Annotated in this window: 18 protein-coding genes and 1 tRNA gene; 11 read left to right on the top strand and 8 right to left on the bottom strand. The window is 64.9% G+C overall.

The genetic code is table 11. The annotated features are described in order from the left end of the window. Positions 1–51: 51 nt before the first annotated feature. Positions 52–1284: a GNAT family N-acetyltransferase gene (locus N5B55_RS11270; protein WP_304538219.1), complete on the bottom strand. Its 1233-nt coding sequence runs from the start codon at positions 1282–1284 to the stop codon at positions 52–54. Positions 1285–1339: 55 nt separating this feature from the next. Between N5B55_RS11270 and N5B55_RS11265 the strand changes: the two genes are divergently transcribed. The 3 genes from N5B55_RS11265 to N5B55_RS11255 are packed head-to-tail and all read left to right on the top strand — an operon-like array spanning position 1340 to position 3966. Beyond that, complete coding sequence (locus N5B55_RS11265) at positions 1340–2977, top strand: NAD+ synthase (protein WP_154206658.1); 1638 nt, start codon at positions 1340–1342, stop codon at positions 2975–2977. 9 nt (positions 2978–2986) lie between these two features. Further along, positions 2987–3613, top strand: a complete 627-nt coding sequence (locus tag N5B55_RS11260; RefSeq protein ID WP_304538218.1) for a class I SAM-dependent methyltransferase — start codon at positions 2987–2989, stop codon at positions 3611–3613. A 14-nt stretch (positions 3614–3627) separates the two neighbouring features. Further along, on the top strand, positions 3628–3966 hold the full coding sequence (locus tag N5B55_RS11255) for a P-II family nitrogen regulator (protein WP_004631293.1): 339 nt from the start codon (positions 3628–3630) through the stop codon (positions 3964–3966). A 43-nt stretch (positions 3967–4009) separates the two neighbouring features. Here the strand turns inward: N5B55_RS11255 and N5B55_RS11250 are convergent, their stop codons facing one another. The 3 genes from N5B55_RS11250 to trxB all read right to left on the bottom strand — a co-directional run bounded on the left by N5B55_RS11250 (position 4010) and on the right by trxB (position 6408). Further along, positions 4010–4633 (bottom strand): trimeric intracellular cation channel family protein, encoded by a 624-nt coding sequence (locus N5B55_RS11250; RefSeq protein ID WP_065859894.1) that lies wholly within the window; start codon positions 4631–4633, stop codon positions 4010–4012. A 22-nt stretch (positions 4634–4655) separates the two neighbouring features. Continuing rightward, positions 4656–5321, bottom strand: coding sequence for a Smr/MutS family protein (locus N5B55_RS11245; RefSeq protein ID WP_304538217.1), 666 nt, complete (start codon positions 5319–5321; stop codon positions 4656–4658). Between the two features lie 130 nt (positions 5322–5451). Further along, the gene (gene trxB, locus N5B55_RS11240; RefSeq protein WP_304538216.1) at positions 5452–6408 is read right to left on the bottom strand and encodes a thioredoxin-disulfide reductase; all 957 of its coding nucleotides are present in this window, start codon (positions 6406–6408) and stop codon (positions 5452–5454) included. A 219-nt stretch (positions 6409–6627) separates the two neighbouring features. Between trxB and N5B55_RS11235 the strand changes: the two genes are divergently transcribed. The 3 genes from N5B55_RS11235 (at position 6628) to N5B55_RS11225 (ending at position 10191) form a co-directional block, all read left to right on the top strand. Further along, entirely contained in the window at positions 6628–8973 is a 2346-nt protein-coding gene (locus tag N5B55_RS11235) for a DNA translocase FtsK (RefSeq protein ID WP_304538215.1), read from the top strand. 98 nt (positions 8974–9071) lie between these two features. Continuing rightward, on the top strand, positions 9072–9719 hold the full coding sequence (gene lolA / locus N5B55_RS11230; protein ID WP_116575410.1) for an outer membrane lipoprotein chaperone LolA: 648 nt from the start codon (positions 9072–9074) through the stop codon (positions 9717–9719). 46 nt (positions 9720–9765) lie between these two features. After that, positions 9766–10191: a hypothetical protein gene (locus N5B55_RS11225; protein WP_065859890.1), complete on the top strand. Its 426-nt coding sequence runs from the start codon at positions 9766–9768 to the stop codon at positions 10189–10191. Positions 10192–10206: 15 nt separating this feature from the next. Here N5B55_RS11225 and N5B55_RS11220 read toward each other — a convergent pair whose 3' ends face one another. Further along, positions 10207–11103, bottom strand: a complete 897-nt coding sequence (locus N5B55_RS11220; RefSeq protein ID WP_037028282.1) for a LysR family transcriptional regulator — start codon at positions 11101–11103, stop codon at positions 10207–10209. Between the two features lie 134 nt (positions 11104–11237). On the opposite strand from N5B55_RS11220, the gene speB reads away from it, so the two are divergent. From speB to N5B55_RS11195, 5 genes are all read left to right on the top strand, one after another. Next, positions 11238–12197: an agmatinase gene (gene speB, locus N5B55_RS11215; protein ID WP_304539785.1), complete on the top strand. Its 960-nt coding sequence runs from the start codon at positions 11238–11240 to the stop codon at positions 12195–12197. Between the two features lie 31 nt (positions 12198–12228). Further along, on the top strand, positions 12229–13533 hold the full coding sequence (locus tag N5B55_RS11210; RefSeq protein WP_304538214.1) for an MFS transporter: 1305 nt from the start codon (positions 12229–12231) through the stop codon (positions 13531–13533). A gap of 89 nt (positions 13534–13622) precedes the next feature. Next, positions 13623–14930 (top strand): replication-associated recombination protein A, encoded by a 1308-nt coding sequence (locus N5B55_RS11205; RefSeq protein WP_304539784.1) that lies wholly within the window; start codon positions 13623–13625, stop codon positions 14928–14930. A gap of 79 nt (positions 14931–15009) precedes the next feature. Next, a complete protein-coding gene (gene serS, locus N5B55_RS11200; protein WP_304538213.1) occupies positions 15010–16326 on the top strand; it encodes a serine--tRNA ligase in 1317 nt (438 codons plus the stop codon). A gap of 79 nt (positions 16327–16405) precedes the next feature. Then, positions 16406–16495: transfer RNA gene (locus N5B55_RS11195), tRNA-Ser, on the top strand. 52 nt (positions 16496–16547) lie between these two features. On the opposite strand, the gene N5B55_RS11190 is transcribed toward N5B55_RS11195, so the two are convergent. From N5B55_RS11190 to N5B55_RS11180, 3 genes are all read right to left on the bottom strand, one after another. Then, positions 16548–17498: an acyltransferase gene (locus N5B55_RS11190; RefSeq protein ID WP_304538212.1), complete on the bottom strand. Its 951-nt coding sequence runs from the start codon at positions 17496–17498 to the stop codon at positions 16548–16550. Positions 17499–17683: 185 nt separating this feature from the next. Beyond that, on the bottom strand, positions 17684–18814 hold the full coding sequence (locus tag N5B55_RS11185; protein ID WP_304538211.1) for a porin: 1131 nt from the start codon (positions 18812–18814) through the stop codon (positions 17684–17686). Positions 18815–19083: 269 nt separating this feature from the next. Further along, positions 19084–20013: an MBL fold metallo-hydrolase gene (locus tag N5B55_RS11180; RefSeq protein WP_304538210.1), complete on the bottom strand. Its 930-nt coding sequence runs from the start codon at positions 20011–20013 to the stop codon at positions 19084–19086. Positions 20014–20026: the final 13 nt, after the last annotated feature.

Genomic DNA, 20026 nt, shown 5'->3' with positions numbered 1-20026 from the left:
CGCCGTTCGTGCGGAAGCTGCCTTCACCGCCGCCTCCGCTATTTCCCCTTGCTAATCCGATTCTTGCCGCTGCCTGAACGGTGAGCGGTCCGTCAACTCGTCCAGATACGCTTCCATGCCGGCCGTTTCGCGGTCGAGGAACCTGCCCACCGCATCGGCAAATGCGGGGTGCGCCAGCCAGTGTGCCGACAGCGTCGCCACGGGCTCGAAGCCGCGTGCCATCTTGTGTTCGCCTTGCGCACCACCTTCGAACGTGCGGATGCCGTGCGCGATGCAGTACGTCAGCGGTTGGTAATACGCCGTCTCAAAGTGCAGGCAGGGGTGATGTTCCACCGCACCCCAGTAGCGGCCGTACATGACGGACGCCTCAGGCCGCATGTCCAGCACCAGCAGCGCGCTGGCGATGTCGTTGCCATCACGCGAGGCGATCACCAGAAGCAGGTTTTCCGGCATCGTCCGGCCGATCTCGCGGAAGAACTCCAGGTTCAGATACGGCGACGAGTGATGCTCGCGGTAAGTGGTGCGATAGCACCGATGGAAGAAGCGCCAGTCGGCGTCCGTGGCGGCTGCGCCGGGGACGTGACGGAAGGTGATGCCGGCCTCATGCACGCGGCGCCGCTCCGCGCGGATATTCTTGCGCTTCTTCTGTTCCAGCGCGGCGAGGAAGTCGTCGAAGCTGGCGAAGCCCGGATTGCACCAGTGGAACTGCACGCCTTGCCGCAGCAGCATGCCGGCGCTGCGCAGTTGCTCGGCTTCACCGGCAGTGGGAAACAGCACATGCAGCGATGACAACGTGCTCTGTCGCGCCACTGTCAGCAACGTTTCGACCAGCGCTGCGCGGGCAGCCGCATCCCGCGCCAGCAGTCGCGCGCCCTGCACCGGCGTAAAAGGGATGGCCGACAGCCATTTCGGGTAGTACTCGAGCCCGTGCTGCGCGTACGCATTGGCCCAGGCCCAGTCGAAGACGTACTCGCCATAGGAGTGACCTTTCACGTACAGCGGCACAGCGGCGGCGAGCATTTCACCGTCGGGGCCGTCTTGCCACAGTGTCAGGTATTGCGGCGACCAGCCGGTGTCGGGCGACGCGCTGCCGCTCGCATGCAGGGCGTGCAGGAAATCGAAGCGCAGAAAAGGCGTTGCCTCGGGCTGCAGGGCGAGCAGGGCGTCCCAGGCATCGCGGCCGATGTCACGCAGATCGGTCACAAGTCGCGTGCGATAATCGGCCAATTCGTGTCGCGAACCAGCGCGCGCTTGAGGCTCGGGAGCAAGGGGGCGAGAGGTCATGCCGCCGATTCTAATTCGAGCTTCGGATGCCGCGCTTGCAATCCACATTGCCCCCATGACCGTCTCTGTCGCTCTCGCCCAGATCAACTGCACCGTCGGCGATTTCGCCGGCAATGCTTCCCGCATCGTCGCCGCCGCGCGCGAAGCGCACCAGGCTGGTGCGCGCATCCTGCTCACGCCGGAACTGTCCCTCACCGGTTATCCGCCCGAAGACCTGCTGCTGCGCCCGGCCTTTATCGATGCGAGCGCGCGTGCGCTCGACGCGCTCATCGCCGAGCTGGCGGCCTTCCCGGGTTTGCACGTGCTGATCGGGCACCCGCAACTCTCGCTGGAAGCCCCGGCGCCCGGCGTGCTGCCCAAGCCCACGAACAGCGCCACGGTGGCCGTGGATGGCCGTGTGGTCGGCCGGTACAACAAGCTGGAACTGCCCAACAACGAGGTCTTCGACGAGAAGCGCTACTTCCAGCCCGGCACCGAGCCCTTTGTGTTCGAAGTGGACGGCACGCGCTTCGGCGTCATCATCTGCGAAGACGCCTGGTACGCCACGGCCACGGCCTATGCCAAGGCCGCCGGCGCACAGGTTGTGTTGATCCCCAACGCCTCGCCGTACCATCTCGACAAGGAAGACCTGCGCGAGCGGATCATCGGTGCCCGTGTGAAGGAATCGGGCTTGCCGCATGTGTATGCAAACCTCGTCGGCGGGCAGGATGAACTCGTGTTCGACGGGGGCTCGTTCGTGCTTGATGCCGAAGGCAACGTTGTCGTGCGGATGGGGCAGTTTGTGGAGGGCGTCGGCTACGTTCAGTTCGATGGCGGACGCGCCCTGCCGGGTACGATCGTGCCGGAGGCCTCGCTCGAAGCCCAGGTGTATGAGGCGCTCAAGCTGGGCGTGCGCGACTACCTCGGCAAGAACGGCTTCCCGGGCGCGATCATCGGCTTGTCGGGCGGCGTCGATTCGGCGTTGGTGCTTGCGATTGCCGTCGATGCGCTGGGCGCCGACCGTGTACGCGCGGTGATGATGCCCTCGCGCTACACGGCAGATATCTCGTGGGTGGACGCGCGCGACATGGCGGCCCGCCTTGGCGTGCAGTACGACGAAATCGCCATCAGCCCGATGTTCGACGCATTCAAGGGCGCACTGGCGGAGGAGTTCCGCGGGTTGCCCGAAGATGCGACGGAAGAAAATATCCAGGCGCGCATTCGCGGCACGCTGCTGATGGCGTTGTCCAACAAGAGCGGCCGCATCGTCCTCACCACTGGCAACAAGAGCGAAATGGCCGTCGGTTACTGCACGCTATACGGCGACATGGCCGGCGGTTTTGCCGTCATCAAGGACATCTTCAAGACGCTGGTGTATCGGCTGTGCCGCTATCGCAATACGTTGTCGGAAGTGATTCCCGAGCGCATCCTGACCCGCGCGCCATCGGCCGAGCTGCGCGAGAACCAGACCGACCAGGACAGCCTGCCCGAATACGATGCGCTCGACGCCATCGTGCAGCGCTACATGGAGCAGAACCAGCCGGTGGCCGACATCATCGCGGATGGGTTTGCCGAGGCCGACGTACAGAAGATCGTGCGCCTCATCAAGATCAACGAATACAAGCGGCGTCAGGCGCCGGTGGGCATTCGCGTGACGCAGCGCGCGTTCGGCCGCGACTGGCGGTATCCGATCACGTCGCGCTTCAAAGAGTAAGCCGCGGTCATGCTCGACTACTACGCCAAGCGCGCGCCCGAATACGAGCGCATCTACACGAAGCCCGAGCGGCAGGGCGACTTGGCGTGGTTGAAGGCGCGCGTGCGCGACGTGACCCGTGGTGCGCGGGTCTTGGATCTGGCGTGCGGCACCGGTTTCTGGACCGAGGTGATGACGGAGGCGCGCAGCATCGTCGGCGCGGACTACAACGACGCTGTGCTGCGCATTGCCCGTGACAAGGGCATCGCCGGGGCGGCGTTCGTGCGTGCCGACAACGATGCGCTGCCCTTCGCGCCCGGCACGTTCGACGTGATGACGGCGGGCTGCTGGTGGTCGCATGTGCCGCTGCAGCATTTGCGCCGGCACGTCGAAGGCGTGCACCGCGCCTTGGGCCCCGGCGTACGCGTGCTGTGGTTCGATAACCAGTATGTGTTTGGATCGAGCACGCCCATTGCCTACAACGACGAATATGGCAACACGTGGCAGCGGCGCCCCCTGCGCGACGGCAGCGAGCATGACGTGCTGAAGAATTTTCCCGACGATCCGACGCTGCTGCAAACGGTGGCCGGCATCGCCCAGGATGTGCGCATTAGCCGGCTCCAGTATTATTGGACGCTTGAATACTTCACCAACTAGTGAGCGAGACACCCATGAAACAAATCACCGCCATCATCAAGCCCTTCAAACTGGACGAAGTGCGCGAGTCGCTCGCCGACGTGGGGGTGACCGGCCTGACCGTCACCGAGGTCAAGGGTTTCGGCCGCCAGAAGGGCCACACCGAGCTGTATCGCGGTGCGGAATACGTGGTCGACTTCCTGCCGAAGATCAAGATCGAGGTGGTGGTGGCCGAGAGCCAGGTCGAAAACGTGATCGACACGATCGTCAAGGCGGCCAAGACCGGCAAGATCGGCGACGGCAAGATCTTCGTGATGCCGGTGGAGCAGGTGATCCGCATCCGCACCGGCGAGAAGGACGAAGCAGCGGTCTGAAGCCGCAATGTTTGGCCGGCGCGCTCGAGCCGGTCAGCGTGGGTCAACGCGGCAGGGTGATGTTCCAGCGCAGCGTCACCAGCCGCCCGATCACGATCGCCAGCGTGGCGATCACCACGGACACGCTCGGCAGCAGGTCCGTGTGCGTCAGCCCGACGTAAAGGAAGCACCCGAGAAATGCGCACGTTGCGTACGGGTGATTGTCCCGCAGCAGCATGGGCACTTCGTTGCAGACCACATCGCGTAGCAGGCCGCCAAAGGCCGCCGTGATCACGCCCATCATTACCGACACGAAGATCGGCACGCCCGCATCCAGCGCCAGTTGCGTGCCGAGCACGCCAAAGAGCCCCAAGCCGATGGCGTCGGCCACGATCAGCACGCGGTCGGAAACCAGCTGGCTCACCAGCCGGATCACCCAGTTGGCAAACAGGCTCATCACGAACAGCGCAAGCAGGTATTGCTCGTGCTCGATCCAGTAGAAGGGCCGCCGATCCAGCAACAGATCGCGCAGCGTGCCGCCGCCGAACGCGGTCAGGAACGCGACGATGAACGCGCCCACGGCATCGAGGCGCCGCCGCTTGGCCTCGGCCAGCCCCGAGACGGCAAACGAGAAGACCGCGAGGATCTCCACCCAGTGCATCACCAACTGCAGGCGTGTTACGTGCATGTGTGTGCTGTCCGACTGCGCATCAGGAGCCGTACGGCTGGCGCAGCAGCACGAGCACGGCGCCCGCGCCGCCCGCCGTGTTGCGCGGCTCGACGAAGGCGATCACCTCTTCCTTCTGCACCAGCCACGAGCGAACCTTGCCCTTGAGCACCGGCGTTTTGTCGGGCGAGCCGAGGCCCTTGCCGTGGATCACGCGCACGCAGCGGATGCCGCGCTGTACCGCCCGGCGCAGGAAGGCGGCCAGCGCCTCGCGGGCTTCTTCGCGGCGCATGCCGTGCAGGTCGATCTGGTCTTGCGTGGCCCACTCGCCGCGGCGCAGCTTTTTGAGCACGTCGTCGCCAATGCCGGGGCGCCGGTAGGACAGCGTGTCGTCGGTTTCGAGCAAGTTGTCCACGTCGAATTCATCCGACAGGGAATCGCGCAGCACGGTCTGCTCTTCGGCGCGCGAGTGCACTGGGTCGGGCGCGGGCGGATTGCGCGGATGTTCGACGCGCTTGTTCTGGCGCAGCGCGCTGACCGCGCCGATGCTGGCTCGGAACACGTTGGCCTCTTCGGCGGCCTTGCGTGCAGCGGCTTCAGCGCGCTGCCGCTCGGCTTCGCGTGCCTCCGTCTCGTGCTTGAGCTGGTCACGCAGACTGGCCAGGTCGGTCAGGCTGAGCTTGTTGGCGGGGGAGGAGGCGCGTTTCATGATGAAGGGGAGGCGAGCACATCGAGGTGGAGCGTCTGTCGATTATACGAAGGCGCCGCACATGGCAAAACGGCCGATGGTTACCCATCGGCCGCGTTGTCTGCGCCCGGGAGACCCGGGGCGATGAAGCTTATTCCAGGCTTTCCAGGTAGCGCTGGGCGTCCAGCGCAGCCATGCAGCCGGTGCCGGCGCTGGTGATGGCCTGGCGGTAAATGTGGTCCTGCACATCGCCGGCGGCAAAAACACCCGGGATGTTGGTGGCGGTGGCCATGCCGTCCAGGCCGCTTTTCGTACGGATGTAGCCCGTGTCGTTCATATCGAGCTGGCCGCGGAAGATGTCGGTGTTCGGTTTGTGGCCGATGGCGATGAACACGCCCGCCACCTTGATCTCTTCGGTCTTGCCTTCGTTTTCGTGCGTGCCTTTCAGCCGGGCGCCCGTCACGCCGGAGTCATCGCCCAGGATCTCGTCGAGCACCATGTTCGTCTTGATCTCGATCTTGCCTTTCTTCTCCTGCTCATGCAGTCGGTCGATCAGGATCGGTTCGGCGCGGAACTTGTCGCGGCGGTGGATGAGCGTGACCTTGCTGGCAATGTTGGCCAGGTACAGCGCTTCTTCCACGGCGGTGTTGCCCCCGCCGACCACGGCCACTTCCTGGCCCTTGTAGAAGAACCCGTCGCACGTGGCGCAGGCCGACACGCCGCGGCCCGCAAAGGCTTCTTCCGAGGGCAGGCCCAGGTATTGGGCCGAGGCGCCGGTGGAGACGATCAGCGCGTCGCAGGTGTATTCGCCGGAATCGCCCACCAGGCGGATCGGCTTTTCGTTCAGATGCGCGGTGTGGATGTGGTCGAACAGCACTTCGGTGTTGAAACGCTCGGCGTGCTCCAGGAAGCGCTGCATCAACTCGGGGCCTTGCAGGTGTTCCTTGTCAGCGGGCCAGTTTTCCACGTCGGTGGTGGTCATCAGCTGGCCGCCCTGCGCCAGGCCGGTGACCAGCACCGGGTTCAGGTTGGCCCGGGCAGCGTAAATCGCGGCCGTGTAACCGGCGGGGCCGGAGCCAAGGATCAGCACTTTTGCGTGTTTTGCCATGATGCGTTCTGTGTGTGCGCGGCACGAGGGGTGGAGCGCCGCCGTGCAGGCTAGGTGAGGGTGATGGGCGCCATTATAAAGTGGCACCCCCTCGCCCGCCCGGTTGTAAATTCCAATGGCGGTGATAGGGCCGCGTTACAATCCTTGGCATCGTATTTGTGCTGTCCCAAGCCGCGCGGCCTCGCCCGAGCGGCACATCCGTCTCTCCGCGTCTCCCGCATGGCTCGAGCTTCCACCACTCCGACAACCCGCACCGATCCGTCCGCACTGCCGTCCCGCATTGGCCGGCTGCTGGGGGAGGTCCGCTGGTTCCTGATGCTGGCGGTGACCATCGCCTTCCTGATCATTCTCCTGTCATACAACCGGGCCGACCCCGGTTTCACCCACGCCAGCCAGGTCGACGAGATCCGCAACCTGGGCGGCCGCGTGGGCGCGTGGCTGGCCGATCTGCTGCTGTTTGTCTTTGGTGCGTCCGCCTACTGGTGGGCTGTGCTGCTCGTGCGCAGGGTCTGGCGCGGCTGGCGCGAGCTGATGTCGGACGAGCGTCTACCGCGCACCGCCACGGCGCGTGTTGATGCCAGTGTCACGTGGATCGGCTTTGCGCTCATCCTGGCTTCCAGCATGGGCTTGGAAGCCATTCGCATGTACTCGCTGCACATGAAGCTGCCGCGTGCACCGGGAGGCGTGCTGGGCGATGTGATCGGCGGTGCGATGCAGCATTCGCTGGGCTTCACGGGCGGCACGCTGGCGCTGCTGTTTGCATTCCTGGTCGGGCTGTCGCTGTTCTTCCATTTTTCGTGGCTGAACCTCGCCGAGCAGATCGGTGCGGGCGTCGAGATGCTGTTCGTCGGCTTCAAGACGCGCCGGGAGTGCAAACAGGACCGGGCCATCGGCGAGGCGGCCAAGGTCGAGCGCGAAGAAGTGGTCGAAACGCGCCGCGTGCGCATTGAAGAATCGCCGCCGGTGCAGATCGTGCGCCCGACCGCCGTGGTCAAGAGCGAGCGCGTGGAGCGCGAAAAGCAGCAGCCGCTATTTGTCGATATTCACGATTCCGATCTGCCGCCGCTGGCGCTGCTCGATCCGATCCCGCCGGTTGTGGAGACCGTCAGCGCCGAAACGCTGGAATTCACCTCGCGCCTGATCGAGAAGAAGCTCAAGGATTTCGGTGTGGAAGTGCAGGTGGTGGCGGCCTATCCGGGCCCGGTCATCACGCGCTACGAAATCGAGCCTGCCACGGGCGTCAAGGGCAGCCAGATCGTCAACTTGGCGAAGGACCTGGCGCGTTCGCTGTCGCTGGTGTCGATCCGCGTAGTCGAGACGATTCCGGGCAAGAACTACATGGGCCTGGAGCTGCCGAACCCGAAGCGCCAGGCGGTGCGCCTGTCGGAGATTCTTGGTTCGCAGGTCTACAACGAGAGCGCATCGCAGCTTACGCTCGCGCTGGGCAAGGACATTGCCGGCAAGCCGGTCGTAGCCGATCTGGCGAAGATGCCGCACTGCATGGTGGCCGGCACCACGGGTTCCGGTAAGTCGGTCGGCATCAACGCGATGATCCTGTCGCTGCTGTACAAGGCGAAGGCCGACGCGGTGCGCCTGATCCTGATCGACCCGAAGATGCTGGAGTTGAGCATCTACGAAGGCATTCCGCACCTGCTGTGCCCGGTCGTGACCGACATGCGCCAGGCCGGCCACGCGCTCAACTGGGCCGTGGGCGAAATGGAGCGCCGCTACAAGCTCATGAGCAAGATGGGCGTGCGCAACCTGGCCGGCTTCAACAAGAAGATCGAAGAAGCCGCCGCGCGCGAAGAAAAGATTCCCAACCCGTTCAGCCTGACGCCCGACGCGCCGGAGCCGCTCGACAAGCTGCCCATGATCGTCATCGTGATCGATGAGCTGGCCGATCTGATGATGGTGGTCGGCAAGAAGGTCGAAGAACTGATCGCACGGATTGCGCAGAAGGCGCGTGCCGCCGGCATCCACCTGGTGCTGGCGACGCAGCGTCCGTCGGTGGACGTGATTACGGGCCTGATCAAGGCCAACGTGCCGACGCGGATCGCGTTCCAGGTCAGCAGCAAGATCGACTCGCGCACCATTCTCGACCAGCAGGGGGCCGAGGCACTGCTCGGCATGGGCGACATGCTGTATCTCGCGCCCGGCACCGGCTTGCCGGTGCGGGTGCACGGCGCGTTCGTGTCGGACGAGGAAGTCCACCGCATCGTCGATAACCTCAAGGCGCAGGGTGAGCCGAACTACATCGAAGGGATTCTCGAAGGCGGCTTGGCTGATGGCGAGGGCGGCGTCGATGGCTTTGGTGGCGGTGCTGGCCTTGTCGGTGCGGGCGGCGGTGAGGCTGATCCGCTGTACGACCAGGCGGTCGACGTGGTGCTCAAGAACCGTCGCGCGTCGATCTCGCTGGTGCAGCGCCACCTGCGCATCGGCTATAACCGCGCCGCACGCCTGCTTGAGGACATGGAAAAGGCGGGCCTTGTGTCTGCCATGTCCGGCAACGGCAACCGCGAAATCCTGGCGCCCAACCGCAACGGCAACGTCGTCGAAGAGGAATGACGCTGCCCGCATTTGCAGTTACATCGCGTTACCGCGCGGGCGGAATGTTCCGGCGCGGCCGGCCACTAATAACAAGATCAACTGAAACCGGAATTCCTATGTTTGTGTTGAAAGCACGTCACCTGATGGCCGCCGGGCTGGTCTCGCTGGCGGCATGGTCTGCCGGCGCCTACGCGGGGGCAGTCGAACAGCTCAACGCCTTCGTGAGCAACGTCAGCACCGCGCGCGGTGAGTTCGTGCAGCGGCAGGTGAAGGGCGGCACCAACGGCAGCCCGCTGCGCGTGGCCGGCACGTCCAGCGGCGATTTCGTTTTCTCGCGCCCGGGCCGCTTCGTCTGGCGCTATGTGAAGCCGTACGAGCAGCAACTCTCGGCCGACGGCCAGACGCTCTACATCTTCGACAAGGACCTGAACCAGATCACGGAGCGCAAGCTTGATGCCTCGCTGGGCTCCAGCCCGGCCGCCATCCTGTTCGGCAGCAACGATCTGGCCAAGAACTTCACGCTCAAGGAAGGCGGTACCAAAGACGGCATCGACTGGGCTGAACTTACCCCCAAGGCCAAGGACACCCAGTTCGAACGCATCGCCATCGGTTTCCGCAGCGGCGAGCTGCAGGGGATGGAGCTGCGCGATGCCTTCGGAAACACGACCTTGCTGACGTTCTCGAACATCCAGAAGAATCCGCAACTGCCGGCCAACGTGTTCCGCTTTACCCCGCCCAAGGGGGCTGACGTCATCAAGCAATGACGCGTGCAGGCCGGCGCCGTTGCTGTCCTAGACCAGGAGACCGACCATGCCTTTGCCGTTCACCACGTCGCTGCACCGAGCCGCCGCCGTAGCCGCTGCAGCGTCAGCGGCAGCCGTGTTTGCGGGATGCGCCTCCACGGGTGCGTCCCGTTTTGACGTCGACTCCTTCCTTACCGCGCCTGACACGGTGCTTGCCGAGGCCTTGGTCAACAAGGATTTCCTGCACGCGACCGAGCTGCCAGGCGCCGAGTGCAGCGCCTTGGTGAAGGGGCACGCCGGGCAGGTCGTGCCGATCCAGGCGCCGGTCGATCCGCGTCTGCCTGAGGCTGCGGCGCACCAACCGTTCGTGATTCAGCCACCGGCCAGCGAGAGCGTCTGGCTGCTGCTGCGCGCGCCCAACGGCACCCAGTCGTGTCATGGGCCGCTGCCGGCCAAGGCGTTCATGGAGTTGGTGCAACGGGCATCGAACTGACGGCTTGCCGTTTTCCTAGGCGTGGGCCGCTTTCATGTCGGCGATGAAGGCGGCCAGCAGATCATTGCGCCGGGCGTCGCGGCGCACCACCATGTCGAACGGCACCTCGTAGCGCATGGCAGCGGGTGCCAACGGCGTCAACAGGCCCTGTGCCACATACGGCGCCGCAAAGTGCTCCGGCAGGTAACCCAGGTGCCGGCCTGAAAGCACCAGCATGGCCACCGCTTCCATGTTGTCGGCCACTGCAGTCACCGGCCGCTCGGCTGGCGACCCCGCCGCATCGGGCAGGGGATAGCTGCGCCACGCCCACGCGTGCGCCAATGCCTGCGCGGGCGTCACGTCCCCGGCCTTGCTGAACAGCGGATGGCCGCGCCCCGCATACGCAAGCTGTGTCTCGTGGAAGATCGTGGTGTAGTCCAGCGCCGGCACACGGTGCCAGAAATAGCCGATCGCCATGTGGATCTTGCTGTCGAGCAGCAGTCCTTCCAGCTCCCCGGGCGGGCGCACCGAGACCGTGAAATGCACGGATTCATCGCGCTCCCGAAAGCGCTCGATGGCCTGGCTGATACGCGCATTCGCGTTGACGGGCGCATGGCCGATCAAGCCGAGATTCAACGTGCCGACCAGCGTGCGACCCACCTTGCGGGCCTCCGCGCTGAAGACGTCGAGTGCGCCCAGCAGCTTGCGTGCGGAATCGACGAAGCGTTCGCCGCGCGCGGTGAGCCGGAAGCCGCTGCGGCCGCGCTCGCATAGCCGATAGCCGAGTCGCGTCTCCAGCGTGGACAGCTGCGTGCTGATGGTGGATTGCCCCACGTTAAGCGTTGCCTGGGCAGGGGTGATGCCGCCCGCGTCGACCACGGCGAGGAATACGCGGATCAGTCGCAGATCAAGATCGGAAGCTTGTCCCAGCACGGTGATCGATACATCGATCTATATCGATGTTTGATTTGGAGATTTCGCATTCTACGTGCGAAATCCATCGGCAAGAATGCAGTGTATTGACACTATTTACATCGTTTCAGGACGATGTGACCATGCGACTGCCCATGAACGACCGCGCCGACCTCTTCCAGCCCGCTTCGGGCAACGCCATGCCGCGCTTTGGCGGCATTACCACCATGATGCGGCTGCCTGCCGCCACGTCTGCCGCCGGGTTGGACGCGTGCTTTGTCGGCGTGCCGTTCGACCTTGGCACGTCCAACCGCAACGGGGCGCGGCTCGGGCCGCGGCAGATCCGCGCAGAATCCGTTCTCCTGCGGCCGTACAACATGGCCACACGCGCCGCGCCGTTCGACTCGCTGCGCGTGGCCGATATCGGCGACGTGCCGACCAACCCATACAACCTGCATGACTCGATCGCGCGCATTGAGGCGGCTTACCGGGAGATCATTGCCGACGGCTGCCGGCCGATCGGCCTGGGCGGTGATCACACCGTCACGCTGCCCATCTTGCGTGCGATGCATGCCAAGTACGGCCGCATCGGCCTGATCCACGTGGATGCGCATGCCGACGTCAACGACACCATGTTCGGCGAGAAGATCGCGCACGGCACGCCATTTCGCCGCGCTGTGGAAGATGGGCTGCTCGATTGCAGCCGCGTCGTGCAGATCGGCCTGCGCGGCACCGGCTACGCGGCCGAGGATTTCGACTGGTGCCGTGACCAGGGCTTTCGCGTGGTGACCGCCGAGGAATGCTGGCACCGCTCGCTCACGCCGCTCATGGAAGAGGTGCGCGCTCGCGTACAGGGTGGCCCCGTCTACATCAGCTTTGACATCGACGGTATCGACCCCGCTTATGCGCCCGGCACCGGTACGCCGGAAATTGGCGGCCTGACCGTGCCGCAGGCGCTGGAGATCGTGCGCGGCGCACGCGGCCTCGACATCGTCGGGGCGGACCTGGTCGAGGTGTCTCCGCCGTATGACCCGTTCGGGACGACGGCTCTGCTGGGCGCCAACTTGGCGTTCGAGATGCTATGTGCGCTGCCCGGCGTCGAATACCGCGCCTGACGCGACACCTATAAGAACGGAGAGGAGACCCATGCAAACAGCGCAATCGACGGCCCAGCCGCGCCGTGCAGCGATGGCATCGTTCATCGGCACCACGATCGAGTGGTACGACTTCTACAGCTACGCCACGGCGGCTGCACTTGTCTTCGGGCCGCTGTTCTTCCCGGGAGAGAACCGCTTGCTGGGCCTGCTGGCTTCGTTCGGCTCATTTGCCATCGGGTTTCTCGCCAGGCCCATCGGCGGCGTGCTGTTCGGTCGCATCGGCGACAAGCTCGGCCGCAAGCGGGCGCTGATGGGAACGCTCAGCCTCATGGCCATTGCCACGGTGCTGATCGGCTGTCTGCCCACCTATGCGCAGGCCGGCTGGATTGCGCCGGTCGCGCTGGTGGCGTTGCGCGTACTGCAAGGCATCGCCGTGGGCGGCGAGTGGGGCGGTGCGGTGTTGCTGGCCGGCGAACACGCGCCGAAAGGGCGGCGCACGTTCTTCGCCTCGTTCGCGCAGCTTGGCAGCGCCGGTGGCCTGATCCTGTCGATGCTCGCGTTTTCCGCCGTCAGCCGGCTCGAGCCGGAGGCCTTCATGGCGTGGGGCTGGCGCCTGCCGTTCCTGGCAAGTGCCGTGTTGCTGGCCGTGGGGTTTGTGATCCGCATGTCGGTCAACGAATCGCCGGAATTCGAGGCGATGCAGGCGTCCGGCGACGTGGCGAAGCAGCCGCTGGCGGAGGCGCTCAAGGCATGGCCGCTGATCGCGCTCGCCATCGGCGCCAACGTGTACGGCATCGCGGGCGTGTACTTCAGCAACATCTTTATGATTTCGTATGCCACGCAGTACCTGCAGCTTGATCGCGCGATGATTCTCGACTGCATGTTCTGGGTCGCCGTGCTGCAGTTCTTCGTGCAGCTTGGTGCGGCCACGCTGGCCGACCGTTTCGGAACACGCCGCATGCTGGTCATCCTCGCGGCCTTCGCGGTGGTCGTGCCGTTCATCATGCTCCCGCTGGTCCGCATGGGCGAGGCGCATACCGTCTTTGCAGGGGTGGCCATCGCAACGCTGGCCGAGTCCGGCTATTACGCGATCATCGCGGGCTTTGTCAGCGGCATGTTCGCGGCACGCATCCGCTACACGGCGATCTCGTTGTCGTATCAGGTGTGCGGCGCCTTTGCGGGTGGCCTGACTCCGCTGCTTGCCACGGTGCTGGCTGATCGCTTTTTCCCGCTGTGGTGGCCAATGGCGATCTTCTATGCCGGTTTTGCGGCGCTGTCGCTGATCTGTGTGCTTTCGATCGGCCGGAGCAGGACGGCCGCAGAGGCGTCGGCGCTGGACGCACGCGCCGCCTGACGTTGCCGGGGAAGCGGCCGGCGGGCGGATTCTGCGACAATCCCTGCATGAACGCTTCCGCATCTCTCTTCCCGGATGCGCCCGCCCACATGCCGCTGGCCGAGCGCCTCCGCCCCCATTCCGCCGACGATGTGATCGGCCAGCAGCATCTGCTGGGGCCGGGCAAGCCGCTGCGCGTGGCTTTTGCCTCTGGCGAGCCGCATTCGATGATCCTCTGGGGCCCGCCCGGCGTTGGGAAGACCACGCTGGCGCGGCTGATGGCCAACGCATTCGACGCGGAATTCATCGCACTTTCCGCCGTGCTGTCTGGCGTCAAGGACATCCGTGAGGCCGTGGAGCGTGCGGAGCAGTTTCGCGCCAATGGCCGACGCACGCTTGTCTTCGTCGACGAGGTCCATCGCTTCAACAAAAGCCAGCAGGACGCTTTCCTGCCGCACGTGGAAAGCGGGCTGTTCACCTTTATCGGCGCGACGACGGAAAACCCCTCGTTCGAGGTGAACGGCGCATTGCTCTCGCGTGCTGCGGTGTACGTGCTCAAGAGCCTGTCGGACGACGAGCTGAAGCAGCTTGCCGAACGTGCTCGCCAAGAGCTGGGCGGGCTGGAGTGGACGCCCGCCGCGCTCGACGCCATCGTCGCGTCGGCCGACGGCGATGGCCGCAAGCTGCTCAACAACGTGGAAATCGTCACCCGCGCTGCGCGTTCGCAGGCCGAGGGCGATACTGTTCCGGTGATCGACGAGGCGCTGCTGGCCTCCGCGCTGTCAGAAAATCTGCGACGCTTCGACAAGGGCGGCGACGCCTTCTACGACCAGATCAGCGCGCTGCACAAGTCCGTACGCGGCTCCGATCCGGACGGTGCGCTGTACTGGTTCTGCCGCATGCTCGATGGCGGAGCCGACCCGCGCTACCTCGCGCGCCGTATCGTGCGCATGGCCTGGGAAGACATTGGCCTGGCCGACCCGCGCGCCGGGCGCATCACGCTCGACGCAGCGGAAACCTACGAACGCCTGGGCTCGCCGGAAGGGGAACTGGCGCTGGCCCAGGCGGTGATCTACCTGGCCATCGCGCCCAAGTCGAACGCCGGCTACAACGCCTACAACGCGGCGCGGGCTTTCGTCAGCCAGGACAAGTCGCGCAACGTGCCCGTGCACCTGCGCAATGCGCCGACCAAGCTGATGAAAGAACTCGGCTACGGCCATGCCTACCGCTACGCGCATGACGAGCCGGAGGCCTACGCCGCCGGCGAAACCTACTTTCCCGACGATTTGCAGCCGCAGAACTGGTATGTGCCGACGCCGCGCGGCCTGGAAGGCAAGATCGGCGAGAAACTGCGGCACCTGCGCGAGCTGGATGCGCAGTGGCATGCCCAGCACGACAAATCCTCCCGCAACAAATAAGCCCCACGGGCCGGTACGATAAAATCGGTCTTTTCGATCGTTCAGATCGCTCGCCATCTCCGGTTTTTCTTTTCCCACCATGCTTGATATCCAACTGCTGCGCAAAGACATCGACGCCGTCGCCGCGCGCCTCAAAGATCGCGGCTACGTGCTCGACGTTGCCGGCTTTGCCGCACTCGAAGCGGAACGCAAGGCCATCCAGACCCGCACCGAAGAGCTGCAGGCCCGCCGAAACAGCCTGTCCAAGCAGATTGGCATGCTTAAGGGCAAGGGCGAGGACGCATCGAGCGTGATGGCCGAGGTGTCGGGCATCGGCGACGAGCTGAAGGCGTCTGCCGCGCAACTCGACGTGGTGCAGGCGAAGTTGCAGGACCTGATGCTGTCGATCCCGAACCTGCCGCACGAAAGCGTGCCGGCCGGACGCGACGAGACGCAGAACGTGGAAGTGCGCCGCGAGGGCACGCCGCGCACGTTCGATTTCCCGGTCAAGGACCACGTCGATCTGGGCGCCGCGCTGGGGCTGGATTTTGATGCGGGCGCCAAGCTGTCGGGCGCGCGATTCACCGTCCTGAAAGGGCAGGTGGCGCGCCTGCATCGCGCGCTTGCGCAATTCATGCTCGACACGCACACGCTGGAGCACGGCTACACCGAGGCATACGTGCCGTACATCGTCAACGCTGCATCGATGCGTGGCACCGGTCAGTTGCCGAAGTTCGAGGAAGACCTGTTCCGCGTGCCGCGCAAGATGGGGCACAGCGCCGAAGGCGAAGACGGCGAACGTGTCGAGAACTTCTACCTGATCCCGACCGCCGAAGTGCCGCTCACGAACCTCGTGCGCGATGAGATCGTCGCCGCCGATGCGCTGCCGATGATGTTCGCGGCACATTCGCCGTGCTTCCGTTCCGAAGCCGGCTCGTACGGCAAGGACACACGCGGCATGATCCGCCAGCACCAGTTCGACAAGGTGGAGATGGTGCAGATCGTGCAGCCCCAAACGTCGTTCGACGCGCTGGAAGCCATGACGAACGCCGCGGAGAACATCCTGCGCAAGCTGGAATTGCCGTTCCGCACCGTCGTGCTGTGCACCGGCGACATGGGCTTCGGCAGCACCAAGACGTACGACATCGAGGTGTGGATTCCGGCGCAGAACACGTACCGCGAAATCAGCTCGTGCTCGAACATGGGCGACTTCCAGGCGCGCCGCATGCAAGCGCGTTTCCGCAACGCGCAGGGCAAGCCGGAGCTGGTTCACACGCTCAACGGCTCGGGCCTCGCGGTGGGCCGTGCGCTGGTTGCCGTGCTGGAGAACTACCAGAATGCGGATGGCTCGGTCACGGTGCCGACGGTGCTGCGCCCGTACCTGGGCGGCCAGGAAGTGTTGAAACCGGCTGCCTGATGAGTTGTGCGGACCCTCTTGATTCGGGCCGCAAAATTCTGTTATAGTCGCGGTTTCGCGATTCAGCGACCCAGTTACCGGAGAGGTGGCAGAGTGGTCGAATGTACCTGACTCGAAATCAGGCGTACCGGCGACGGTACCGTGGGTTCGAATCCCACCCTCTCCGCCAGCAGTAGCAAAAGCCCCTTGGTTTTACGACCAAGGGGCTTTTTGTTTGGCGCTTAGATTTCGTCTGGCGAAAGAATGCCGGCACCGGTGGTCACGCTGCGCCGCTGGCCTGCCCGCGCGAGCATGTTCTCAATCTGCTGATCTTTCTCCTCCCACAGTTGGGCAAGCCAGCGGTGGAAATCGCTGCGGAAGGCGGCGTCGGTGCTGTAGTCGTGCGTGCAGAAATCGGGCGGAATCGGCAGCTCGCGAATATGCACCATCACGCGGCCGGCTTGGCCGCAGGCCAGTTGCCAGAAGCTCGGCGTGCCGTCGGGGTAGGCGATGCTGATATCGAGCAGCGACTGGAACCGGCCACCCATGGCGTTGAGCGTCAGGGCCAGCGCGCCGGCCTTCGGCTTGAGCAGATGCCGATAAGGCGACGATTGCGCCTGGTGCTTCGCAGGGGTGTACCGCGTGCCTTCGGCGAAGTTCATGACGCTGGTGGGCACGTGGGCGAACTTGGCGCAGGCACGACGCGTGGTTTCGCGGTCTTGATTGCGCAGCTCGGGGTGCTTGCGGAGCGCCGCCTTGGAGTGCCGCCGCATGAACGGAAAATCCAGCGCCCACCATGCCAAGCCGATGACCGGCACGTAGATCAGCTGCTGCTTGAGGAAGAACTTGAGCAGCGGGATGCGCCGGTTCAACACGCGCTGCAGCACGAAGATGTCCACCCACGACCGGTGGTTGCAATTGACCAGATACCAGCCCGCGTAGCGCAGGTTGTCAGCGCCTTCCACGCTCCACGGCTCGCGTTGCAGCACGCCGATCCAGGCGTTGTTGCAAGCGATCCAGCGCGTGGCGACCCAATTGAGCATCAGGTCGATCGGGCGGCGGACGGCCGCCGCGGGCACCAGCAGCTTGACCGCCGACAGCGTGAACAGCGGCACACTCCAGAACAAGGTGTTCAAGGCCAGCAGGATTGAGCTGAGCGTGCCCAGGACAAAGGCAGGCAGGACGCGAATCAAGGCACCTCCAATGAGTGCCGCCGCGTGGGTGCGGCAGGCAGGAATCGTGACGTTGAGAATATTTCAGCGTAGCGCGGATCGCCTGTCCAGACCATGCGCTGCGTCAGGATTCCTCCTTCATATCCCGAGGCCCAAAAAAAACCCTTGGTGTTGGCCAAGGGTTTTTCTTCCTGCTTGGGTGCCGCTCAGAACGAATGCTTCAGCCCCACACCTGCCAGCACGGTCTTCGCGCCCGGCGCAGTGCCGCCCGCTACGATCGACGTCTTGAGACTTTCCAGCGGATCCGCCGTGCCCACTGCGCCCGCATTGACGTACACGAGTTGCGCGTACAGCGTGGTGCGCTTGGAGAACGCGTAGTCGTTGCTCAGCACGATCGATTTGGTGGAGCTGTCGTGCGCGCTGCTTTCGTACTTGCTGTAGTAGCCGGCCAGGGTGGCGGTATTGGCAGGGCCCCACTTGTAGTCGAGCCCGACGCCGATCGATTTGACGTCCGACACACGTTGCCCGGTCGGCGAATTGTTGGTGACGCCGATGTAGTTGACCCGGCCCGTGAAGGCATCGAATGGCATGGCGACACCTGCGCTCCACAAGCGGCTGAGGATCTCGCCCGTGCCGCTGTCCGCCGTCGATTGATAGCCGAGACCGACGGTGACCGGGCCCGTGTATGTGGCCCCCAGCGACAGCTCATTGCCGCGCTTGAAGCTGCCGGCGGTCTCTCCGAATGAATAGGCAACGCCCAGCCACACGGGGCCGAAGTTGTTGGAGTACTGCAGTGCGTTGCCGATGAACACGCCCACGTCGTTGCCGGGGTTGGTGCCTGCGCCCATCGCGTTGCCCGGTGCGGGGAGCTGGTTGTAGGCCCAGCCGTACAGGTTCGAGAACTGCTCCTTGAAGCCGCGCGCTTCCGTGCCGATCGTGCCGATGAGGGCTGGGCTGTATTGGCGCCCCAGCGTGATCGCGCCCCAGTTGCCGCTCAGGCCGACGTTGGCTTGCCGGCGGAACAGCTCTGAGCTGAAGCCTGGGCCGGTGGTGAGCGTGCCGGTGTCGCTGCTGAAATGCCCTTCGAGGTTGAAGTTGGCCTTCAGCCCGCTGCCCAGGTCTTCCGACCCCTTGAGGCCCCAGATGCTTGGGCTGATACCGCCCGAATGCATTTCGGTGATGCTGCCGCCTGCCGCGCTGCGGTTTTGGTACTGGAGTCCGGCATCGACGGTGCCGTAGATCGTGACCGACGATTGCGCAACGGCGCCACCCGCTGCGCAGCCGAGGGCGGTTGCGATGGCGGTCAGGACGCCGGGTCGAAGGCGTGAGTTCTGCATGTTGTCTCCCTATTGTCGTTGTCTGATGCGTCCATTGAATTGGCTCGAACGCATGCGGTGTGGGCGCCAAGAACGCGGGGCGCGCGCTCAGCGCCGGCGGGACTTCGCAATATGCGTACCACGGCGTTCGTCTGGTGTTGCAAGGCGTTGCATGCCGTTGATTAACGTTTGCGACACGCGCGCGGATGCGGGCGATGTGGCGTGGCGGGACAGTCAGCGCAACACCTGTTCACTGTCTGTTCAGCAGTGGACCAGCCGTGATCGGGCGATCAGGCGCTCGGCGCGCTTTGCATCCAGCGATCTTCCAGCTCGCGCCATGCACGCGCGACGTTCAGTGCATGGCGGGGGTGGAAGTTGCGCCAGTCGCGATAGGCGTCGCCCGGAACGTAGTCGAGCGCGCGGGCCGCATCGCCGCCGGTTTCCATGGCGCGCGTGATAGTGCTTGCGAGCATGACGAGATAGGCCAGGGTCGGTTGCAGCATCTGAGCCGGCGTGCCGATGGCGGTTCCAACGACGATGTGGGCGGGCAATTGCTCCAGCGCATGCAGCGCGCGTTGCCACCCAACCAGAGAGCCGTCCTGCAGGTCGGGGACGCGCTGCCGATATGCCAGCCCACCTGTGCACAGCACCCCGCGCTGCGGCGCGTACAGCACCGTGTCCGATGCGCTGTGTGCTGCTGTGTAGACGTGCACCTGCCACGCCGTCTTGCCGGTGTGCAGCCAATCACCGTCGCGCAGTGCCGGTTCCGGATACACGATCTGCGTTTCATGCATGACGCGCGCGCCCAGCATGGCGGTCAGGCGTGCAAGACACGTTTGGCAACGCTGGCGCATCAGATCGGTGGTCGAGGCGGACGCCAGGAAGGCCGGGCGCGGCTGCAGTTGTGCGAATGCGGCGTTGGCCAGCACATGCTCGGGATGCGCGTGCGTGTTGATGACCCAGCGAACGGGCTCCGCCGTGATGTGCCGGATGGCCGCGATCAGTTGGTGCCCCCATCGCGCGTGCGGGCCAGGGTCGACCACGAGTACGCCATTGCCGGTAGTGTGGACCAGCGTGGGCACGACTTCTCCGGCATTCGCGCGTGAGGCTTCTGCGTTGGCAGCGCGCGCGGCGTACAGGCCGTTCTGCAGGCGCAGCAGCGTGACACGTGCGGGTGCCGCAGACACCGTCGGCGCCGGGGTGATCAAGGTCGCGAGCATGATGCGCATCCAG

Origin of the sequence: Ralstonia pickettii (genome assembly GCF_030582395.1) — a bacterium.
GTDB classification, from domain to species: domain Bacteria; phylum Pseudomonadota; class Gammaproteobacteria; order Burkholderiales; family Burkholderiaceae; genus Ralstonia; species Ralstonia pickettii_D.
The sequence above is the reverse complement of the archived record's forward strand: the minus strand, read 5'-3'. Positions and strand labels throughout refer to the sequence as shown.